This is a genomic window from Enterococcus sp. ARL09-542 (assembly GCF_005234805.1).
GTDB classification, from domain to species: Bacteria; Bacillota; Bacilli; order Lactobacillales; family Enterococcaceae; genus Enterococcus_D; species Enterococcus_D gallinarum.
This window is the reverse complement of sequence record NZ_QPQX01000007.1, coordinates 1-20,428: the sequence shown is the minus strand read 5'-3', so window position 1 is coordinate 20,428 and position 20,428 is coordinate 1. Positions and strand designations below refer to the sequence as shown.

Annotated in this window: 21 protein-coding genes; 2 read left to right on the top strand and 19 right to left on the bottom strand. The window is 40.3% G+C overall.

Annotated features, from left to right (window positions below):
* Nucleotides 1-52 precede the first annotated feature (52 nt).
* Both DVW06_RS09125 and DVW06_RS09120 read right to left on the bottom strand, forming a co-directional pair.
* Entirely contained in the window at nt 53-406 is a 354-nt protein-coding gene (locus tag DVW06_RS09125; RefSeq protein ID WP_003127021.1) for a nuclear transport factor 2 family protein, read from the bottom strand.
* Nucleotides 407-661: 255 nt separating this feature from the next.
* Nucleotides 662-1,291 (bottom strand): lysophospholipid acyltransferase family protein, encoded by a 630-nt coding sequence (locus DVW06_RS09120; protein ID WP_003127020.1) that lies wholly within the window; start codon nt 1,289-1,291, stop codon nt 662-664.
* Nucleotides 1,292-1,426: 135 nt separating this feature from the next.
* Here DVW06_RS09120 and DVW06_RS09115 point away from each other — a divergent pair, with 135 nt between their 5' ends.
* Complete coding sequence (locus tag DVW06_RS09115) at nt 1,427-2,161, top strand: tRNA1(Val) (adenine(37)-N6)-methyltransferase (RefSeq protein WP_003127019.1); 735 nt, start codon at nt 1,427-1,429, stop codon at nt 2,159-2,161.
* Nucleotides 2,151-2,471, top strand: a complete 321-nt coding sequence (locus tag DVW06_RS09110; protein WP_003127018.1) for a GIY-YIG nuclease family protein — start codon at nt 2,151-2,153, stop codon at nt 2,469-2,471. The genes DVW06_RS09115 and DVW06_RS09110 overlap by 11 nt, the downstream gene beginning before the upstream one ends.
* A 48-nt stretch (nt 2,472-2,519) precedes the next feature.
* Here the strand turns inward: DVW06_RS09110 and DVW06_RS09105 are convergent, their stop codons facing one another.
* The 17 genes from DVW06_RS09105 to pflA all read right to left on the bottom strand — a co-directional run bounded on the left by DVW06_RS09105 (nt 2,520) and on the right by pflA (nt 19,977).
* Nucleotides 2,520-3,203, bottom strand: a complete 684-nt coding sequence (locus tag DVW06_RS09105) for a hypothetical protein (RefSeq protein WP_005472327.1) — start codon at nt 3,201-3,203, stop codon at nt 2,520-2,522.
* Nucleotides 3,204-3,216: 13 nt separating this feature from the next.
* Nucleotides 3,217-3,570: a fluoride efflux transporter FluC gene (locus tag DVW06_RS09100; RefSeq protein WP_005472325.1), complete on the bottom strand. Its 354-nt coding sequence runs from the start codon at nt 3,568-3,570 to the stop codon at nt 3,217-3,219.
* Between the two features lie 2 nt (nt 3,571-3,572).
* Complete coding sequence (crcB, locus tag DVW06_RS09095; protein ID WP_005472323.1) at nt 3,573-3,941, bottom strand: fluoride efflux transporter CrcB; 369 nt, start codon at nt 3,939-3,941, stop codon at nt 3,573-3,575.
* A gap of 65 nt (nt 3,942-4,006) precedes the next feature.
* The gene (gene efp, locus DVW06_RS09090) at nt 4,007-4,567 is read right to left on the bottom strand and encodes an elongation factor P (protein ID WP_003127013.1); all 561 of its coding nucleotides are present in this window, start codon (nt 4,565-4,567) and stop codon (nt 4,007-4,009) included.
* A gap of 73 nt (nt 4,568-4,640) precedes the next feature.
* Entirely contained in the window at nt 4,641-5,600 is a 960-nt protein-coding gene (locus DVW06_RS09085) for a cation diffusion facilitator family transporter (protein WP_113849890.1), read from the bottom strand.
* A 78-nt stretch (nt 5,601-5,678) separates the two neighbouring features.
* Complete coding sequence (locus DVW06_RS09080; RefSeq protein WP_003127011.1) at nt 5,679-6,248, bottom strand: DUF2179 domain-containing protein; 570 nt, start codon at nt 6,246-6,248, stop codon at nt 5,679-5,681.
* Between the two features lie 402 nt (nt 6,249-6,650).
* Complete coding sequence (locus DVW06_RS09075; RefSeq protein WP_029486949.1) at nt 6,651-7,412, bottom strand: hypothetical protein; 762 nt, start codon at nt 7,410-7,412, stop codon at nt 6,651-6,653.
* Between the two features lie 102 nt (nt 7,413-7,514).
* Complete coding sequence (locus tag DVW06_RS09070) at nt 7,515-9,941, bottom strand: glycogen/starch/alpha-glucan phosphorylase (protein ID WP_021151107.1); 2,427 nt, start codon at nt 9,939-9,941, stop codon at nt 7,515-7,517.
* Between the two features lie 130 nt (nt 9,942-10,071).
* Complete coding sequence (glgA, locus tag DVW06_RS09065; RefSeq protein WP_137264575.1) at nt 10,072-11,502, bottom strand: glycogen synthase GlgA; 1,431 nt, start codon at nt 11,500-11,502, stop codon at nt 10,072-10,074.
* Entirely contained in the window at nt 11,499-12,650 is a 1,152-nt protein-coding gene (gene glgD, locus DVW06_RS09060; protein WP_005472316.1) for a glucose-1-phosphate adenylyltransferase subunit GlgD, read from the bottom strand. Before glgD ends, glgA begins: the two co-directional genes overlap by 4 nt.
* The gene (locus DVW06_RS09055; protein ID WP_003127006.1) at nt 12,640-13,782 is read right to left on the bottom strand and encodes a glucose-1-phosphate adenylyltransferase; all 1,143 of its coding nucleotides are present in this window, start codon (nt 13,780-13,782) and stop codon (nt 12,640-12,642) included. The genes glgD and DVW06_RS09055 overlap by 11 nt, the downstream gene beginning before the upstream one ends.
* Nucleotides 13,783-13,928: 146 nt before the next feature.
* Entirely contained in the window at nt 13,929-15,806 is a 1,878-nt protein-coding gene (glgB, locus tag DVW06_RS09050; protein ID WP_029486951.1) for a 1,4-alpha-glucan branching protein GlgB, read from the bottom strand.
* A gap of 304 nt (nt 15,807-16,110) precedes the next feature.
* Nucleotides 16,111-16,521 (bottom strand): hypothetical protein, encoded by a 411-nt coding sequence (locus DVW06_RS09045; RefSeq protein ID WP_137264574.1) that lies wholly within the window; start codon nt 16,519-16,521, stop codon nt 16,111-16,113.
* Between the two features lie 69 nt (nt 16,522-16,590).
* Nucleotides 16,591-17,034 carry a hypothetical protein gene (locus DVW06_RS09040; protein ID WP_103299922.1) on the bottom strand — a complete coding sequence of 148 codons (444 nt, stop codon included), beginning with the start codon at nt 17,032-17,034 and terminating at the stop codon, nt 16,591-16,593.
* A gap of 187 nt (nt 17,035-17,221) precedes the next feature.
* Nucleotides 17,222-18,073: a DUF1803 domain-containing protein gene (locus DVW06_RS09035; protein WP_137264573.1), complete on the bottom strand. Its 852-nt coding sequence runs from the start codon at nt 18,071-18,073 to the stop codon at nt 17,222-17,224.
* A gap of 135 nt (nt 18,074-18,208) precedes the next feature.
* The gene (locus tag DVW06_RS09030) at nt 18,209-19,135 is read right to left on the bottom strand and encodes a manganese-dependent inorganic pyrophosphatase (protein WP_103299920.1); all 927 of its coding nucleotides are present in this window, start codon (nt 19,133-19,135) and stop codon (nt 18,209-18,211) included.
* Between the two features lie 86 nt (nt 19,136-19,221).
* The gene (pflA, locus tag DVW06_RS09025; RefSeq protein ID WP_003126995.1) at nt 19,222-19,977 is read right to left on the bottom strand and encodes a pyruvate formate-lyase-activating protein; all 756 of its coding nucleotides are present in this window, start codon (nt 19,975-19,977) and stop codon (nt 19,222-19,224) included.
* Between the last annotated feature and the right edge of the window lie 451 nt (nt 19,978-20,428).

The window sequence follows — 20,428 nt, the reverse complement described above, 5'->3', positions numbered from 1 at the left end:
AATGCACCTTTTAAGAAATTTACAAACTATTTATATAAGATATCTATTCATTTTATTCAATAGGCAAATTGTGCTGTTTCAAGAAAGATAGCTTATCCCAGTAGCCTCTTTGAAATAAAATTTTATTATTTACTATTTGAAAAAAACCGCAACCTCTCAAACCTAACGGGTCACGCCACTCTAAAATTGCCCATTGTCCATCTTCGAAAATGTTTTCAACGATACAAACCATTTCTGCGTTAGAGAAGTCTTGTTCAAACATTTTCTTTATAGCCTCTTTTCCAATAACTGGCTCATTGGCAACCTGATGGTTTATTGCATTGTCATCATATAATTCTGAAATAATTTCTACATCCGCATGATTAAATGCGTCAACCCATTGGCAAAGTATTTCTTTTGGCTTCATATCATTTTACCTCCTCGATGTGTAAAAATCTTCATTTTAATTTGCACTATAAAACAAGTATCTAATTGTATTTATATATTCTACTTTCACAAATAATTTTTGAACATCTGAAATCAAAGAATTACTATTTGCCATAATAGGCCCTCTAAACCTGTAACTAAACCCTTGTTATTGATTATCTCATAGCATATCCTCAAAAAATTATCAAGTTCAATATTTATTTAAAACACAGTCAAAAATAAAAGAAGAAACGCATCAACGTTTCTTCTCTTCTACTTCATAAACAAAATTCGGATCTATTTCTTGGTCGAGCTTTGTAAAAGCACCTTGAATGCGGCGTTCCACTTCTGCTAACCCTTCTTTATCCATTTTCTTGATATCACTGATATCGATCGCCTCCCCAAAACGAACGGTTACTCGTCGACGTTTAAATAAATCTTTTAGCGTTAAGGGACCTTGATAAACAGAAGGAACGATTTTTACCTTCGCCATTTTGGCGATCAGTGCCATGCCACCCTTCAGCGCGGTCGAATGTCTTGTTCCGCTAGGAAACATAATGAGACTCAGATCTGTATCTTTTAAGATTTTCACCGGTGTTTTGACAGCACTCGGCCCTGGTTTGTCACGCTTTACCGGAAAAGCATTCGCATGAATCAAAATAAAGCGCAAGATTGGATTCTTAAACAGTTCTTCTTTTGCCATAAAGCTGAACTTTTTGGGACGAGCAGCCACCGCCAGATACAACGGATCCCACCAGGTACGGTGAGGTGCAACCAATATGTAATTTTCATTTTGCGGCAAAGCCTCTTTGTTTTGATATCGGGCGTTCCCGTTGATCAAAAACAAAATGACCCGAACCACGCCTCGCATAAAGCTAAAAAACATACTCACTTTCCTTTCCAGTTTCTTTTATAAGTATGCAAAAAAACGCTTCAAATGACAAGCCTTTTTTGTCGTTTCCGATTATTCTTAATCGTAGTATAATACAAAGGAAATGAATTAGAACAGGAGTATGCTTTCATGTTGCAATCAAACGAACGCATAGATCAATTATATGCGGAAGATATCAAAATCATCCAAAGCAGCGAGGTCTTTTCTTTCTCCCTCGATGCCGTTTTGCTAGCTAACTTCCCAACGATTCCCAAACGGGGACGAATCGTTGATCTGTGTGCTGGAAATGGTGCAGTCGGCTTGTTTATCAGCCGTAAAACTTCGGCTCACATTTACCAGATCGAGCTGCAGGATCGGCTGGCTGATATGGCCCAACGCAGTGTAAGCTTGAATGGGCTTGAGGAACAAATAACGGTTTACCCAATGGATTTAAAAAACATCTTTACCAAAATCAAACCGGACTCGGTGGATCTCTTGGTCTGTAATCCGCCCTATTTCAAAAATGTTCCCACTGCTGTTAAAAATCCTAATCCTTATCTGGCGATTGCTCGCCATGAAATCGAGACCACATTAGACGAGGTGGTCTACACAGCCAGTAAAGCGCTGAAAATGAATGGGCGCTTTGCTATGGTTCACCGACCTGATCGTTTTTTGGATATTTTAGACTGCATGAGAAAATATCGAATCGCACCCAAACGTGTCCGTTTCGTCTATCCCAAAGCAGGGAAAGACGCGAATATCCTATTGATCGAGGGCATCAAGGATGGTAAAGCTGATGGTTTCAAGATTGCCTCACCGCTGATCACTTATCATGCGGATGGGAGCTACAGTGAGGAAGTGAGTCGGATGCTTTATGGCAGCTGATACGCATTACTTCTATGTATTGCTCTGTAAAGACAATACCTTTTACGGTGGTTATACCACAGATTTGATACGCCGCCTGCATCAACACAATCAAGGCATTGGAGCAAAGTACACTCATCCAGCTAGTCGTCGCCCCTTACAAATGATCCATGCGGAATGTTTTGCTACCCGTAGTGAAGCCACAAAAGCGGAAGCTGCCTTTAAAAAACTGGTGCGCAAACACAAAGAACGTTATTTGACTGAACAGAAAGAAAAAAATGTTTTGAATGCTCAATCTTCAATGGGAAGTAAAGACATCACAAAAGGATAGATGAATCGGATGATTCACCTATCCTTTTGTCTCATGCAATGACATTTTTTATTGGTTTCCAGGGACTGCCCAAGCTGTTTGACTTTTGCCAAACTCTTTTGGCAAGATCCCATCAATGGATTCATAGACTAACTCTTTTTTGCTCTCAGGCAAAACGATGGCTGTTAAATAATTGTTTGTTTCTGTAAAAAAACCGATGTCTGCAAAAGCGGACTCAATCAGATGGTATTGGACACCTTGCAGCTCAGCTTGTTCTTGTTTCGCAAAGATTGGCTCTTGGCGCAAATAGTAATACTGTTCTCCTAGTTTGAAATACACAGAGTTGTGCGCAATACCCAGAAATTGGATTTCTCGGCTAACCGGTTCTGCTTGATAGATCCCCAGAGAAGGAATGGCTTCACTTTGGATTCGCTGATAAGCCGCCAACGTGCTCTGATCATAATATTTATATCCGATAAAGCGTTTTTCCCGATCGCGGATATTTGGCGTAATTTGTGCATTGTCATTTTTAAAGTCGTGAAAAAAATGATCTCCTAACAAGAAACCGCCGCCGCAAAGCAACAAAACTACGACAGGCAGCCAGATCAAACCCTGCCGCCGGTTCTCCCGATACAACAAAAGGATCAGCAAAAGTAAAAGCGCCACTAATCCAACGACTAATAAAACCGGAACGATTGAATAATAAAAAAACTCACTTTTAAGCCACATTTCTGCTGACATGAATGCAATCATCGTCTACTCCTTTTCAGTTCAAATAAGCACCTATCATCAACCCAATAAAACTAGCCGTCAATCCTACAATGTACGTACTGAAAAAATAAAGATAAAAGTACTGGCGATTGGTCTTTAGCAATGTAAATAATTCAATCGTCATTGTTGAAAAAGTAGTATAACCGCCCATGATCCCTGTTCCAAGCAAAAGATACAAGTGTTGATCAATCTGAAGACCGGCAAGAATCCCTAGTATCAACGCACCAGATAAATTAATCAGCAAAGTGGCTTTGGGAAAAGGATGTGGTCTTCGTTCAAAATAACGATTGATACCATAACGCAGGACAGCGCCCATGGCTGCACCAATTCCTACAACGATATATGCCATACTTACACCTGCTTTCTAACGAGGGCTTCGCCTAACCAGACAAAAAATAACCCGCCGCAAATCGACAGGATCAAATACCCCGTCGCTAATCCATAGGCTTGCTTTTGCAGCAACTGCACCGTGTCAAGTGCAAAGGATGAAAAAGTCGTCAAAGCACCGCAAAATCCGGTCCCCATGCCCAAGATCAAACGTCCATTCAAGTGTCTTTTCGTCATGATCTGCTTGACTAAAAAGCTAAAAATAAAACAGCCAATAAAATTAGCCAGTAATGTGCCTAAAGGGAAGATGCCCCAAGACGGCAATTCCGAAGCAAGAAAATAACGTGCCATGCCGCCAAAAAATGCAAAAAATGCCACAACAAGTACATTCATGTTGATCCTTCTTTCTAAAAGAAAAAGAACCAAGTTCATAAAACCTTGGCTCTTCTAGAAAATGATTATTTCGCGCGTTTGATGTACGTACCTTCAGAAGTATTGATTTCTAGAGATTCGCCTTCTTCGATAAAGTCAGGTACGTTGACGACCAAACCTGTTTCCATCGTTGCTGGTTTACCTGAGCCAGTCACAGTCGCACCTTTGATCGACGGTTGTGTTTCAACAACTTTCAAGATGACTGATGATGGTAATTGAACCCCAATCACTTCACTGCCGAAGAATTGGATCTTCACTTCCATGTTTTCCAGAATGTATTTCATTTCTTCTTCTACAACTTCAACCGGAATTTCATATTGTTCATAGGTTTCCAAGTCCATGAAGAACGCTGTATCGTCCATTGTATACAAATATTGAACAGCTTTCGTATCAATATGAGCTTTTTCAAATTTTTCTTCTGGACGGAATGTTGTATCATAGGTTGAACCTGAACGAACATCGCGCAATTTCATACGCATGACTGTATTCCCTTTACCAGGTTTGTGATGGCTGGCTTCTAATACCTTGATTAGTTTGCCGTCTTGCACGAATGTCATTCCTGCTCTTAAATCACTTGCATTGATCATAATGGTTTATTCTCCTTCGTCTTAGATAATCCTTGTCTATTGTATCAAAAAAACTGGCTTTGTTCTACAAAAATCAGTCTTGTGATCGGACAAGTTTTCGCCGTTTCTCCATATAATGAGGATCATACTCATCCGTTTCAATATAAATATACATTTTTTTATCCGGCATGAAGCTGCGGATCTTTGCTTCGATCTCGTTAATGATTTGATAACCGATCTCCTCTTGTTTTGCTGTGATATCAATTTTGGCAGCGACTAAGATTTCCGCAGGACCTAAATGAACGGTTTTGATATCCAATAATCGATCGACATCTGGACGATCAAAGGCTTCTTTGATCAGTACAAGATCTCTTTTCGTCACGCTTTCGCCAATCAATAAACTGTAAAATTCTCGTGCCAAAAAGATAGCAGCAATCATCAACAAAATACCGATCAGCAAGCCACTGAAAGCATCAAAAAACGCATTGCCAGTGACCATTGTCAAGATCGTTCCACCCATTGCCAAAATCAAGCCAATCACTGCACAAAAGTCTTCGGTAAAGATAATCAAGATCTCACTATGGCGACTTTCTTTCAAAAACCGATAAATAGGCTGCTTTTCTACGTTCAAGGTCCGAATTTCTTTGATCGCGATCCACAAAGAACTACCTTCTACAACTAAACCGAAAAGCAAAATACCAATCACTAGCCAAGTATTACCAACTTCATGAGCAGGATGCAGCAGCTTTTCAAAAGCTTCCATTACACCTAGAGCGCCCCCACCAAAAAACAGCATCATCGCTACGATCGTACTAAAGAAGTATTTCGCGCGTCCTTCGCCAAATTGGTGAAGTTCACTTTGCCCTTTCGTTGCTCGTTTATCACCGATCAACAGAAAGATTTGATTGCTGCAATCGACCACGCTGTGAATACTTTCATTCAACATCGCCGCACTGCCGCTCAATGCGTAGCCGACAAACTTGCTGATGGCAACTAAAATATTCGAGATGAGTGCTGCTATCACCGCCATCATGCCGTTTGCTTGTTTTTCCATTCAAATTCGCTTCCTTCCAAACCAAATTCTTGCCTATTATATCTCAAAAAAGGACCGTCGCACAGGAGAGAAAAAGAGCTATTCCTTTTTTTGTTCTTTTTTGACCCGAGCTTCTCTCCGACTGATTTTCTTCGTCCAAAAGCCGCCAGAAATATATTTGGGCTCATAGCTAATGATAAAGGCCCGTTCTTCGATTTGTTTGATTTTTTGAAACAGTTTCTTCTCGCTTTTGCGTTGTGAGAGAATTTCAAGGATCAATCGCGGACCTTCTAATCCTTCTCCGTAACTTTGAGTAACACCATATCCTTCTTGGCGTAAAATTTTTGGCAAATTCTTTTCTTCATCTGTATTCGTCGGTAAAATCACCGTGACCATCGTATAGCCTAAAGCTAGCTGATCTTCGATTTTGATTCCAACACTAACTCCTGCGGCGTAACCTAATGCATAAAACAGTAGGTTCAATGGATTGTCTAAGCGATCCAATACCATCGACAATCCTAATATATAAATCGTGATCTCGACCATACTGACCAGCGGTGCAATCAGCCGATACCCTTTCATCGTCAATAAAAAACGAATTGTATTCAATGTGACATAAGCCATATTGATAAAGAAGATCATCGCTAACATTTGCAAATCAATTTCCATCCCGTATCCCTCCTCTTTTAAGAATAGCAAATGCTTCTCAAAAGTGAAAATAATTGAGAAGTTGCCATCTGTTAGTCACCGTTTTCTTTCAACAAATAAAAACAAGGAGGACAGCTGCCGCTTCTTTAACGGAAATTGTCGCTTCAGCTTTCTTGATATTTTTTGAAAAGACTAGCGGTATTCTGAAGCACAAAACAACTATCCAAATCACAGATGATAGCGACTGGTTTTGTCAGCTTACTTCATCCAGCAAGCTAGCGCCACAGCTTCATCTACAATTCAGATAGTTGCTTTCTTTGTTGTTTAAATCATTATCCTTGTTTTATTAACGAATAACTCCCAACTGCTTGTTGAGCGAGAGATTCGCACGAGTGCCTTTGCTTATTTCAGTTGTCCTACTCATCAAGAGCGAAAGTAGCCATTTTTATTGCTTTCTGACTGCCCCTCTTCGATCATTCCTTCTAAGGAACGATCTAGAACAGCTCGCTTATCGCCGTTTTTTTTGTTCATGCCGCGAAATTCCCGCCGTGTCATGCCTACAGATTGCGGTCGATTGAACTTTCTGACCGTGGGATCATCGCCTTCTTTTACTTGGTAGGCTGCTGGCTCAGTATCAAAGAGCAAATAGGATTCGCGGGGTTTCTCCATTGAATCCATCAGTTCTTGTGAAGTGATCTCTTCTTTTTCTTGTTCAGGGATGATCGATGCAGGAATGTATTTGGGAACAAAATAAGATCGCCCAGAATACTCTTTCTTGGTCGGTGTTGGCGTTTCAGCCCGTTCTGCTTTACTCGTCACTTTATAAGAAGCACGTCGTTGATCATTGCCAAAAAGATTTGTTTTGCCGGTAGGTGTACTTTCCTGCAAAGGTCGTTTTCCATAGCTTGGTAAATTTGCCCGATGTTGCGCTAATTCTTCTTTTTGCCGCACACTATGACCGTAATTGGGGTGACTGGAAGGAACTTTCCGACGCAATGAGTGAGCAGAATCCTTTTCTTTGCTGCTCGTGCTAGGTTGATCCTTGATTTCTGTCAAAATCCAATCATCAGACTGACTGAAAACTTCCTTGTGTTCGGACTGCAGCTTTACCCCTTCTTGATCATCATATGCTGGAAAACGGAAATGTTTGCGTTTCACATCTAAATAATTTGCCAATTCACTCATCCTCTGGTTGCGATTTTATCTAATCATATCATATTTCAGTGAATAATTCACGAAAGCTGTGGTGTCTTTTGGGAATATTCAATGAGCAAGTACAATAGATTATTACGTCAGACTAGCTGAATTAGGCTCTTTGACATGTGCATACAATGGTTCGATCTGCCAAATGTCATCAGCATAATTTTGAACCGTATAATCTGCGGAAAATTTGCCGGCATTCGCAATATTCATCAAGCTGATCGCTTGCCAGCGCTGTTGGTCTTTATAAGCTAAATCCACGCGATATTGGGCATCACAATAAGATTTGAAGTCTTTCAACAAGAAGTATTCATCATTATATTTTAATAGTGAATCAAACACTTCCCGACCTTCTCTTTCTATATTTGGGATCGTTCCATCAATAAATGCATTCACGACCCGTTGCAGCACAGGATCTTCTTCGTAAAACGCATACGCAGAATAGTTTTGTTGGGCATAATAAGCATAGACCTCTTCTTCTGTTAATCCAAAAATGGCAATGTTCTCATCTCCGATTGCATCTCGAATCTCAATGTTCGCGCCATCCAATGTCGCGATCGTGACTGCCCCATTCAACATCAGCTTCATGTTGCTCGTACCGGAAGCTTCTTTTGATGCTAAGGAAATTTGCTCACTGACATCCGCTGCGGGAATGATCCGCTCAGCCAATGTGACGTTGTAGTTTTCCAAAAAGACGACTTTCAGCTTATCATTGATTGTCGGATCATGATTGATCAGGTTAGCTACTTCATTGATCACTTTAATAATGGCTTTCGCATAGTGATAACTAGGTGCGGCCTTCGCTCCAAAAATAAATACCCGTGGATGAATCGGTGCTTGAGGGTCATCTTTCAAGTCAAAGTATAGTTTCAAAATATGCATCACATTTAGCAACTGTCGTTTATACGCATGGAGCCGCTTGATTTGGACATCAAATATCGCGGTTGGATCAACTTCGATCCCGGTTGTCTGCTGGATATATTCAGCTAACGCTTGTTTGTTGGTCAGTTTTGCATCTGCTAGACGTTGCAAAACTGTTGGATCTTCTTGGTAATTTTTCAATAATTGCAAGTCTTGCGGGTTATGGCGCCAACTTTTGCCGATAGTCGTATCAAGCACCTTTGATAAAGGTTGGTTGGCTAACTGCATCCAGCGACGTTGTGCGATCCCATTGGTTTTATTATTGAAACGTTCTGGGAATATCAAATAAAAATCATGTAGGACAACGGATTTCAACAGATCAGAATGGAGCTTTGCGACACCATTGACACTATGGCTGCCAATAATCGCTAAATGCGCCATATGGACTTGGCCATTAATGATAATACGCGTCCGATTAAGAAGGGCAGCTTCGTGAACCTCTGCATACTCTTCAAGATAACGACGATCGATTTCTTCAATGATTTGGTAATTCCGAGGAATAACTTCTTTGAATAGATCAATCGGCCATTTTTCTAACGCTTCAGCCATAATCGTATGGTTGGTATAGCTCATGACTTTCACTGTGATTGCCCATGCTTGTTCCCATGGCAAATCATGATCATCTAACAATAACCGCATCAACTCGGATACACATAATGCAGGGTGGGTATCATTGATATGGATAGCAATTTTTTCACTCATCATCGTTAGCGGATGATTCAATTTTAAATAGTAGCGAACAATACTTTGAATGCCTGCTGAGACAAAGAAATATTCTTGCATAAGTCGAGTCTTCTTGCCTCGTTCATTAGAATCATCTGGATACAAGACAGCGGTCAGATCTTCTAGAGAACGACGAGATTCAATGGTTGCATAGTTGGCTTCTTCCGCTGCAGGAACCTCAACGCTCCACAAACGTAATGTATTGATCATATCATTTTGATAGCCAACCATTCCGGTATCATAAGGAACCGCACGCCAGACATACCCACCATGCCGTTCAGGACGCAGCCTCCCATTCTCGTCTTCAATCAAGTACACTTCGCCGCCATATTGGATATCCACGGCTTTACTCTCCTTTCGAACCTCCCAGACATTTCCGGCACGTAACCAGTCGTCAGGCAGCTCTACTTGATGCCCATCTACAAACTTTTGTTTAAAAAGGCCATAATTATAACGGATGCCGTTCCCATTTCCTGGCAACCCTAATGAAGCCAAAGAATCCATGAAACAAGAAGCTAATCGTCCTAGTCCACCATTTCCTAATGCCATATCTTTTTCAACTTCAGCAACTTCATCTAATGAAAAGGATAACTCTTCGAAGAGCTCTTCCGCAGTATCCAGCAACCCTAAATTCAGTAGATTACTTTTCAACAGTTTTCCAGGTAAAAATTCGATTGAGAAATAATACGCCTGTTTCTGCTGTTCAACGAGCAGATTTTTTCGTGTCTGGCTCCAATCATTCGCGTAGCAGCTCTTGACCACGTTAGCTAGAGCTAAAAACAATTCTTGCGGTGAAGCTTCTGCGATCTCGATCGAAAAAATATCTTTCAACCGGCTTTCTAATAATTCTTGCAAGGTAGCTTTCTCCATTACAATTCACTCCTTTATGACTATCAATTTGTATGAAAAAGGACAGAAGCACCAATCGCCCTTGTCGCTAGGTCGTTCTGTCAAACCCGCTCTACTTTCAGACTAATGAATACTTCTGTCTTATACTTGATTATACTTTGATCGCTTGGTAGAGATCAATATATTGATTGGAACTAATGTCCCAGCTAAAATCTTTATTCATGGCTTGTGCTTGCAAAGATTTCCACGTTTGCTGGTCGTCTTGATAAAGCAGGATTCCTTGTTTCACTGCATTCATCAAATAAAATGACGTGAACTCTTGGAAACCAAATCCGGTGCCTTGATGAGTGATTGGATTGTATGAATCTACCGTATCTTTTAGTCCGCCAATCTCATGCACGACTGGCAATGTTCCGTAACGCATGGCGATCATTTGTGAAAGCCCGCAAGGTTCAAAAGCAGAAGGCATCAAGAACAGATCCGCTCCGGCATACATTTTTTGCGCCAGTCCAATATCAAAAGAAATCACCGCGGCACATTTTTCCGGATATTTTGCAGCAAAGTAACGGAATCCTTCTTCAAATTCCGGTTCTCCCGTTCCTAAAAGCGCAAATTGAACATCAAATTGCAATAAGTTTTCCATTTCCGGCATTACAAGATGAAAGCCTTTTTGTGTAGTCAAGCGGCTGACCACTGTGATAAGAGGCACATCACGCGCTGGTAGCCCCAGCATCTTTTGCAATTCTTGCTTGTTTGCAGCTTTACTGGACATTTCATCGGAAGTAAAATGATAGGGCAGCAATGGATCTGTTGCAGGATCGTTGGTTTCATAATCGATCCCGTTCAATATTCCTTGCAGTTTCCCAGATTCCATTCTTAGAATGACTTCAAGTCCGCAACCAAATTCCGGTGTTTTGATTTCCTCACTATAAGAAGGACTGACTGTTGTGATACGATCTGCGTATAAAATACCTGCTTTCATGAAATTCAAACAGTCATTTAATCGTAATGTCCCGTCATCGTAACGCTCTGTCCCCATGCCAAACAAGTCCGGTAAAATATCTTTGCTATACCATCCTTGAAAGCCAATGTTATGAATCGTCAAAACGGTGCGGATATTCTGATAAGCATTGATCCAATGATATTTTTCTTTCAGAAGAAAAGGAATCATTGCTGTATGGTAATCATTCACATGAATCACGTCAGGAATAAAATCGATTCTCTCCATCATTTCGATAGTTGCTAGTTGAAAGAAGGCAAAACGTTCGCCATCATCATAATAATCGTATAAATTATCACGACCAAAATAGTACAGATTATCGATAAAATAGTAGGTAACACGATTGAGAACTAGTTTCTTCAACCCACAATATTGCTTACGCCAACCCACATTGACTTCAAATGAAAAACAATCTTCCAGCTGTTCTTGATAGTCGGCTGACATTTTAGTAAAGAATGGCAGAACCACGACTGTTTCTACCCCTTTTTTGACAAGTTCTTTGGGCAATGCACCCACGACATCCCCTAGTCCACCTGTCTTGAAAAATGGCGCGCATTCTGCTGCGGCAAATAGTACCTTCATGCCGTTGCTCCTCCAATTAGATCTTCAGTGACATGGGTATTTTTTTTGACGACGATCGGTGCGTCACTGGTTCCTCTAACTTTGACACCTTCTGCGATCACAACATTTTTATCGAGAATAGCATAGGAAACTTCAGCACCTTCCTTGATTTCATTATTCCCAAAAATGATCGTGTCTTTGACATGGGCATTCGGATGAATCGTTGTTCTGCGGGCAACAAGTGACCGTTCGACAGATCCTTCTACGATACAACCAGAAGCAAAGTGACTATTTTTGACATCCGAAGTTTCAGCGTAATAGGTTGGCACTTCATTCTTCAGCTTGGTATAGATCTTTTGATTTGAGTAAAGCAATGAGGTAAATTTGTGGACATCTAACATATCCATGTTGGTTTGGTAATAGGATTGAATATCATAAATATTGCTTAAATAACCAGTATATTCATACAAGCTAGTATTTTCGATAGAGATTCGTTCCCGCAAGAAACGACCTAGGTCTGGAGTAGCACCTACAGCTTGTCCTTCTTTTAAAGCTTGGATCAGGCGGTCTGTTTTGATGATGAAGATATCAGTGCAAAGATTGACCATACTTTCTGTCTCGCATTTCTTCGCTTGGACAGCTTCATTCAAATGGCCTTCTTCGTCAACTGAAAAGATTAAGTCGTTGTCACTTACGTTATCGCTGCTGATTCGTTTATAAACGACCGTCATTTCTTTATTCTGTAACTGGTGGATTTTCAGCAACGCCCGCAAATCGATGTTGCACAAAATATTGCTGCCCATATAAACCGTATGCTCTGATTTAGATTTTTCCAAATAATCGATCACGTTATAGTAATACTCTTGACCAGCAGCTTGCTGTTTTAATGAGTCTTGGAACAAATGAATGAAGAAACGGTTTTGAACACCATCTAGATTCCATTCTTTCCCGCCACCGATATGGTCAAATACGGATTGTGTTTCTCCTTCATTAAAAATCATATACACTTGTTTGATATTTGCATTTTCAATACTTGACAAGTTGAAATCAAGCAAACGATATTTACAATCAAACAATAGCGTCGACAACGGACGACTTTCCGTTAAGGGCATCAGTTCTTTGTAGCGGTGCAGATTGCCTAAAATGGCACACATTTTATTAGTTCTCATCAATCGTCACTCCTATCACTTCAGAATAACCAACAACAGCAATTTCATCTGTTCCGTCTATGACTGCATCATCACCGATCACTGCATTTTCTCCAATGATCGCGCGTTTTAGTGTTACATTTTTCCCAATGACTGCTCCAGGCATGACCACACTATCTGTGATCTTAGTTCCTTCTTTGACTTGAACATTTTCTGATAAAATACTATGTTCAATATCTCCAGCAACATAGCAACCATCCATGATCAACGAATTTTTTGCAGAACCTGTTTCTGTAATGAAATGAGGAGGAGCAATCGGATTTTTTGAGAAGACTTGCCAATTTTTATCACGGATTCCCAGTTCCATCTGTGGATCGATAAATTCCATATTAGCTTCCCAAAGAGAATCAATGGTACCCACGTCTTTCCAATAGCCTGAAAAACGATAAGCAAATACATTGTCGCCACTTTCCAAGTAAGATGGAATCACGTGTTTCCCAAAGTCGACCATTTCGCCGTCTTTTGTATAATTGCTTAACAGTACGCTGCGTAAGCGAGCCCAGTCAAAGATATAGATTCCCATTGAAGCTAAGTTACTTTTTGGCTCTGCTGGTTTTTCATCAAATTCAATGATCCGGTCATTTTTATCTGTGTTCATGATACCAAAGCGGGAAGCGTCTTTCATTGGCACTTCTAGCACTGCAACAGTAAGAGACGCATCGTTTTCTTTGTGTTTTTCCAGCATTTCTTCGTAATCCATCTTGTAGATATGGTCACCGGATAATACTAATACATATTGAGGGTCCATTTCATCAATGTAGGCAATGTTTTGATAGATCGCATGAGCTGTTCCTTCAAACCATTTTCCACCTTCAGAATTTGAGTAGGGTTGTAAAATCGTCACTCCGGTATTGATACCATCTAACCCCCAACTTGATCCGTTTCCAATGTGACTGTTCAATGCCAAAGGTTGATACTGTGTCACCACACCAACATTCTTAATCCCTGAATTGACACAATTACTTAATGTAAAATCGATAATACGATACCGACCACCAAAAGGTACTGCAGGTTTCGCAATATTTTTGGTCAACTTCCCTAAACGTGTGCCTTGTCCTCCTGCGAGGATCATCGCTAACATCTCTGTTTTCATTTTCTTGAGCCGCTAAAAAGCCAATCTCTTTCACGATGCCGGTGTTATTTTCGATATGAATGCTTTTCTTTCAAAAAGCCTTCTTTTCGATATCACCTTTCACGTTGTCACTTCGATTGGACTTTCGAGCCAGCTCCTCCCCCCTTTCATTTTTTCCTGCGTTTGATTTGAATCTTTTCTGGTTTTATAATCAATGCCCCAAGTGCTGGCAAAATTGTTTTGATTTGATAAGGATATTCTTTGAATGGAATCGCTTCTGTTTGTTGGTCTTGATTATTCTGGGTCCAAGTCCCGCCAAAACTATCGCGTTCGGTATTCAATACTTCACGGTAGGTCCCTTCATACGGAACGCCAATGGCGAAATCGTGGCGTTCAACAGGTGTCAAATTCAATACAACGATCACGAAATCTTTTTTGGTTTTACCTTGTCGCAAATAGGTCAATGTTGTTTCCGCTAAGTTATCAGCATCAATGACTACCAGCGATTCTTCTTTATCTTCGATTTCCCACAATGAGCGCTCCTGTTTATACAGTTCATTTAGTGTCTTTGTAAATTGCTGCATACGCTGATTTAGTTCATCTGATAAATCGACCCATTCAAGCCCGTGATCATATTTCCATTCCAAAAATTGTCCCCACTCACTGCCCATAAACAGCAGTTTCTTCCCTGGATGGGTCATCATGTAGGTATACAAATTTCTTAATTGTGAAAATTGCTTGTAACGATCTCCCCACATTTTGTGCATTAAGCTACGTTTGCCATGGACGACTTCATCATGGGAAAGGGGTAATATATAGTTTTCATTCATGCGGTACATGAATGAGAACGACAACAAACTCAAATGATCCTTACGGAAGATTGGATCCATTTGGTAAAAACGCAGGACATCGTTCATCCAGCCCAGATTCCATTTGTAATCAAATCCAAGAGCCCCTTCTTCAATCAGGCCTGTAACTTTCGTTTCTGAGGTACTTTCCTCAGCGATCATCATCACTTCTGGATGCGCCAGTTTCACGACTGCATTTAGTTTCTGCAAGAAGTAATAACCTTCATAATTTCGATTGCCCCCCTCATGATTTGGTTGCCAAACACCCTGGTCGTAGTCTCGATAGATCATGTTCGAAACCGCATCCACGCGAATCCCATCGATGTGATAAAATTCGATCCAAAAAAGGGCACTGGATAGCAAGAAACTTTGTACTTGTGGTTTGCCTAAATCAAAATTGATTGCTCCCCAACGAACATTTTTTGCACGATCGGCATCTTGATATTCAAATGTCGGCGTTCCATCATAGTAAGCCAAACAATCATCATTGACACAAAAATGGCCCGGCACCCAGTCAACTAGGACACCGATATTTTCCAAGTGACAGGCTTCAACAAAATCTTGAAATTCTTCTGGTGTGCCGTAATAAGCGCTGAGCGCAAAATAGCCAATCAATTGATAACCCCACGATGTGCCTAATGGATGTTCCATCAATGGCATAAATTCAATATGGGTGTAGCCCATTTGTTTGAGGTAAGGAATGAGTTCATCTTTTAATTCAGAAAAACGATAAGGGGTTCCATCTGCGTGGTGTTTCCAAGAACTTGCATGGACTTCATAAATATTAAGTGGTCGTTTAAATTGATTTTGACGCTTTTTGCGGCCTTGCCACAAACCATCACGCCATTTTTTTGCCGGCACCGTGTACAAGACAGCAGCCGTTCCAGGTCGTTCTTCGAAATAAATTGCATATGGATCAATTTTCATGATTTCACGGCCGTCGGCTTGCTTGACCTTGAATTTATAATGCTGTCCTTCTTGAGGCTGATTGGTGGTAATTTCCCAAATCCCCGATTCGGAGCGTTTCGTCATCGGCAAAGAGTCATCCCATTGATTGAAGTCACCTACTAGCCAGACATTTTGCGCATTTGGCGCCCAGACACGAAAAACATAGCCTGCTTTCATACGATGTGCACCTAAAAGATGCTGTGAATAAAAATTTTCACCGGTCGTAAACTGCTTCTCTGCTGTAATCATTTGCTCATTTTCCACTCGTATGTCAAACCTCCTCTTAGATCAACCCTATTTTTTCAGCCAATCAATCTTCCATCTAAAAACAGAATATTAGGAAGATCACTGGGAAAATAGTTCAGGGCAGATGGCTTTAATTTAGCATTGCTGCTCCTATATGTAGAATAGCATAAATTAAAGATCTCGTAACGTAAAAGCCTTGGCGATTGCCGGAATAGAACAATTCCTATTCCTGATTCGTTGTATTTCGATCCTCTGCTTATAATCAAAAGATTTAAGGCAGAAAAAAAACAGCTTGAACACGATTGGTTCAACCTGTTTCAATGCTGCTTCTTTTTTTGGAAACAAAAGCGACATAAGAAGCGACACTTACTTGAAACAAACCGACGATCAAAAATAAAGCAAACAAAAATGGATGGAATTGAACTTTCATCTGGAAAGTCGTTATGACCGCAGCGATCCCAATTCCGGCTGAAAGATAAGGCCAAGAACGAAAAGACCAGAAGCTGGCAACTGTTGTATATAAACTACAGATGCCCAATAAAAAAAGCCTTGTGACCACATCAAAGACTGTGTCTGAAAAATGTATATTCTCTGAAAAAATTTGATTTGCATTAAATGTGTTAGGAACTTTTAAAATAAATAAAAGTGCCGACACCATACTTAGAATAAAAATAAACACATGGCTACTTGCAAAGACGATTCTTTGATTTGATTTCACCTGAGACTCACAACCTTTGATTAATCCATTCAGAGACAGGCATGACCTTTCTCTCGATCCTAAAAAGAATCATGCCCGCCAAAGTTCTTTCACTTGTCCATCTGTATATACTTTATACACTTTTTCATATTGCTTATTCATTGATTGACAGGCAATCAAAAAGTATTTTCCATCCCCGTCAAACTCAAGATCTCCTAATGCTTTCAAAGATACTGATTCTGTCTGTCCTAATTTATTCGTCAAAAAACGAACAGCTTGGGCCGGAGTCAATAAATAGTTTTTCATTAACAACCAGTCGATCACGATTGGTACGATTGTATTTGCTTGACATTCATTTTTTTGTTTAAGTGCAAAAATTAATTCTCCATCAGAAAAGCGGCTTTCTTCAATACCGGCTTCGCAAAGTTCTTTTCGTGCATGCTCAATTTCCGCCATCGAAACAAAAGTGATCATCTCTGCTTTGCTTCTTGTTTCTTCAATCACTTCTGTATGAAATGCTTTGATTCCTTCCAATTTTTACGCCCCCTTTCAAAATTCTAAAGTTATCATACCACCTCAAATGAGAACAATCAATTAATACGCTCGTTATTTTCTAATCATTTTCAAATAATAAAAAATGCAAAAAAAGAAAGAAAACGTTATCCCAAAGAGGGTTTTAATGAATTCTTTCTTTTTTATCTTTTCTATTTCTAAACATTTATTAAAATTTTATCATTTCCGTGATGAGAATTGTTTGCGGATTAGATGTTTTTCCAAGATAATCTGCTAAAAATGTACGCCGATCAAATTCGGACAATCCTTCCATCGATGACCCATTCTGCTCAGTGAGAAACGCAGGATCAACAACAGGAAGATCAAAACGCTGTTCTGACTGAAGAATATTTCCTTCTATGAGTGATGTGAGAAAAATACTTGGCCGGATTTTTCGCTGTTTTGCCACCCGTTCAAAGATGACACTGATTTGATCTAAGTAATAGGCCTCATCAACATCCCCTAGCAAATGCAACAGCTCCTGATAAATTGGCAATGACAGTTGTTGTCGATTTGCTGCAAAAAAAGCGGGAATCGTTGCCGGCCATTTTTCTTGGGAAAGAGAAATAAGCTGGTATGACTCATGGATTAGCCGATAAATGAATCCTTGTACCACTCCTTCCTCACAAGCATAGAAAAAGCGTTGGTCACTCATGAGTTCCGCTTGTAAAATGAACGCCAACTGTTCTGAAATTATCGTATTAGGTTGTTGCCAACGCTCACGACTCTTCTGCTGATCTTGTGTGGAATAGATAGGAAATGCCACTTGATAGCGACGATCCTTTCGGTTAATGATCCCAGCATCGATCAACTGATCAAGTATTTTTTCAAAATTTTTCTCTGGAAAATTTTGTTTTAATTCTCTTAAGATTGGTGGTTTTTGTTGTTTTTTCAAGAAAAGAATCAGTTTTAAGAACAACTCTGAATCAATAATTTTCTGAATTCCTTGATAATGACTACTATAAAAAAATTCCATGTCTTTCGCTCTCTTTCCATTCCCACTAGGAGGGCCGTCTCTCATTCAAAAATAGCCGGACAATCTTAAGCTTCCCTGCTAGCCAAAAACCTTTCATTATTACAGTGAAAGGACTGCAGTTGCTGATTGTCCGACAAATTCAAATGTTCATCTTTTTTGCCCGTATTATCCTGTCAGCTATTAGTTATTAAAGCTTTCAGTTAATTGCGGCACAACTTGTTTTTTACGAGAAACAACCCCAGGTAAGAAGGCACGATTTGCTGTCAAGACAACGTTAAACGCCGCTTCAACCGGTGCAGTTGGCTCTCCAATCACTAGCAATTCGGAATTGCTGTTCAAAATATCAGTAACGACTAGTAGGTACAAGTCATAGCCTTTTGCCTGATTTTCGGCCTTCATTGCTGTTTCTAGCTCTTCTTGGCGGCTAAACACTTCATTCAAATCCACTGTATTTACTTGACCGATACGAATGTTTTTTCCACCCATCGGAAAACTTTTTGCATCTAGATCCAACAACTCAGCAGCCGTTTTGGTTGTTAAATTTGTTCCAGCTTTCAACATATCCAGACCGTACGCATCTAAATCCACATTAGCAATTGCTGCTAACTCTTTTGCAGCGGCGATATCTTCCTCAGTACATGTAGGTGATTTGAACAACAATGTATCTGAAACGATCGCTGACAACATGATTCCGGCAATAGCTGCGGGAATCTCTACATTTGCCTCACGGTATAATTTCAACACGATCGTACTCGTACAGCCAACAGGTTCTGCACGGTAGTAGAGAGGGTTTGCAGTTTCAAAATTGGCGATACGATGATGGTCAACTACAGCTAAAATGGCAGCTTCTGCTATCCCTTCTGCACTTTGTTGAAACTCATTATGATCCACAAGCATCACTTCTGAACCAGCCTCAATCTGCTCAATCACACGCGGGGCTTCAAGTTCAAAATGAGACAAAGCAAATTGCGTTTCTTCGTTTGGTGTTCCCAGAGCAACTGCTTCAGTATCTTTTCCTAATTCCTTTTGCAAGTGCGCAAAAGCAATTGCTGCTCCAATAGCATCTGTATCAGGATTTTGGTGTCCAAATACTAATATTTTCGACATAATGATCGCTCCTAATTCATTCATTTTCCACTTTCTAATGATAGCAAAAAATAGGAAAGAATCAATAGTTATCTTCTCTACGCTTGTTAACGGGTAAGATAACCTTTATAGTCATCGACATGAAGCAACTCTTTTGCATTTTTCACGCGATCTTGTGTTGGCGGCTCAATTCCTTCCAGTGGATACTTCAGTCCTAATTCATCCCATTTATATTTACCCATTGTGTGATAAGGTAAAATCTCTACTTTATCTACATTATTCAACGTCTTGATAAACGCATCTAAACGGATCAAAAACTCATCATAATCACTTCTGAATGGCACCAGCACGTGGCGGATCCAGACTGGCTTATTGATTTCTGAAAGGTATTTTGCCATTTCTAAGATGTTGTCGTTGGATTGTGTGGTCAGCTTCTTATGAGCATCATTATCAATATGCTTGATATCAAATAATAGCAAATCAGTGACAGTCATCAACTCTTGAAATTTGCTAAAAAAAGGTTCTTCCCGAGTAAAAGGTTTTCCGCACGTATCTAAGGTGGTGTTCACCCCTGCAGCTTTGGCTTTCCGGAAAAGATCGATCAAGAAGTCCAACTGAAGCAATGGTTCTCCGCCACTCACAGTCAGCCCACCTTTTTCTCCCCAAAATTCTCGATATTTGAGTGCTTCTTCCAGTACGTCATCTGTCGTCCGTTCGATACCGGCACCGATTTTCCAAGTATCTGGATTATGACAAAACTCACAACGCATCCGGCATCCTTGCATAAAGACAATAAAGCGAATACCTGGTCCGTCCACTGATCCGAAACTTTCTGTTGAATGAATATGTCCTGTTACTGACATGTTGCTCTTCCTTTCTTGAAGAAACTAAAAATAAAGTTGCATCGTTTTATTCCATTGATTTCTCGCCCATACTCGCAGTGAGGCAATAGTTTGATGAACAAACTACGCTTGTCATCATCTGCTCTGCTTCGCAGTCGCAGTGATTCCCTTCGGACTTCGGTTACTACGGTCTCTTCGTTCCCCTAGTATTATTCATCATCTGCTCTGCTTCACAGTCGCAGTGATTCCCTTCGGACTTTGGTTACTACGGTCTCTTCGTTCCCCTAGTATTATTCATCATCTGCTCTGCTTCGCAGTCGCAGTGATTCCCTTTGGACTTTGATTACTACGGTCTCTTCGTTCCCCTAGTATTATTCATCATCTGCTCTGCTTCGCAGTCGCAGTGATTCCCTTCGGACTTTGGTTACTACGGTCTCTTCGTTCCCCTAGTATTATTCATCATCTGCTCTGC

Excerpts from the sequence above, each read along its gene's own strand:
- DVW06_RS09125 (WP_003127021.1), bottom strand. The coding sequence starts at position 406 with ATGAAGCCAAAAGAAATACTTTGCCAATGGGTTGACGCATTTAATCAT.
- DVW06_RS09120 (WP_003127020.1), bottom strand. The coding sequence starts at position 1,291 with ATGTTTTTTAGCTTTATGCGAGGCGTGGTTCGGGTCATTTTGTTTTTG.
- DVW06_RS09115 (WP_003127019.1), top strand. The coding sequence starts at position 1,427 with ATGTTGCAATCAAACGAACGCATAGATCAATTATATGCGGAAGATATC.
- DVW06_RS09110 (WP_003127018.1), top strand. The coding sequence starts at position 2,151 with ATGGCAGCTGATACGCATTACTTCTATGTATTGCTCTGTAAAGACAAT.
- DVW06_RS09105 (WP_005472327.1), bottom strand. The coding sequence starts at position 3,203 with ATGATTGCATTCATGTCAGCAGAAATGTGGCTTAAAAGTGAGTTTTTT.
- DVW06_RS09100 (WP_005472325.1), bottom strand. The coding sequence starts at position 3,570 with ATGGCATATATCGTTGTAGGAATTGGTGCAGCCATGGGCGCTGTCCTG.
- crcB (WP_005472323.1), bottom strand. The coding sequence starts at position 3,941 with ATGAATGTACTTGTTGTGGCATTTTTTGCATTTTTTGGCGGCATGGCA.
- efp (WP_003127013.1), bottom strand. The coding sequence starts at position 4,567 with ATGATCAATGCAAGTGATTTAAGAGCAGGAATGACATTCGTGCAAGAC.
- DVW06_RS09085 (WP_113849890.1), bottom strand. The coding sequence starts at position 5,600 with ATGGAAAAACAAGCAAACGGCATGATGGCGGTGATAGCAGCACTCATC.
- DVW06_RS09080 (WP_003127011.1), bottom strand. The coding sequence starts at position 6,248 with ATGGAAATTGATTTGCAAATGTTAGCGATGATCTTCTTTATCAATATG.
- DVW06_RS09075 (WP_029486949.1), bottom strand. The coding sequence starts at position 7,412 with ATGAGTGAATTGGCAAATTATTTAGATGTGAAACGCAAACATTTCCGT.
- DVW06_RS09070 (WP_021151107.1), bottom strand. The coding sequence starts at position 9,941 with ATGGAGAAAGCTACCTTGCAAGAATTATTAGAAAGCCGGTTGAAAGAT.
- glgA (WP_137264575.1), bottom strand. The coding sequence starts at position 11,502 with ATGAAGGTACTATTTGCCGCAGCAGAATGCGCGCCATTTTTCAAGACA.
- glgD (WP_005472316.1), bottom strand. The coding sequence starts at position 12,650 with ATGAGAACTAATAAAATGTGTGCCATTTTAGGCAATCTGCACCGCTAC.
- DVW06_RS09055 (WP_003127006.1), bottom strand. The coding sequence starts at position 13,782 with ATGAAAACAGAGATGTTAGCGATGATCCTCGCAGGAGGACAAGGCACA.
- glgB (WP_029486951.1), bottom strand. The coding sequence starts at position 15,806 with ATGATTACAGCAGAGAAGCAGTTTACGACCGGTGAAAATTTTTATTCA.
- DVW06_RS09035 (WP_137264573.1), bottom strand. The coding sequence starts at position 18,073 with ATGAGAGACGGCCCTCCTAGTGGGAATGGAAAGAGAGCGAAAGACATG.
- DVW06_RS09030 (WP_103299920.1), bottom strand. The coding sequence starts at position 19,135 with ATGTCGAAAATATTAGTATTTGGACACCAAAATCCTGATACAGATGCT.
- pflA (WP_003126995.1), bottom strand. The coding sequence starts at position 19,977 with ATGTCAGTAACAGGACATATTCATTCAACAGAAAGTTTCGGATCAGTG.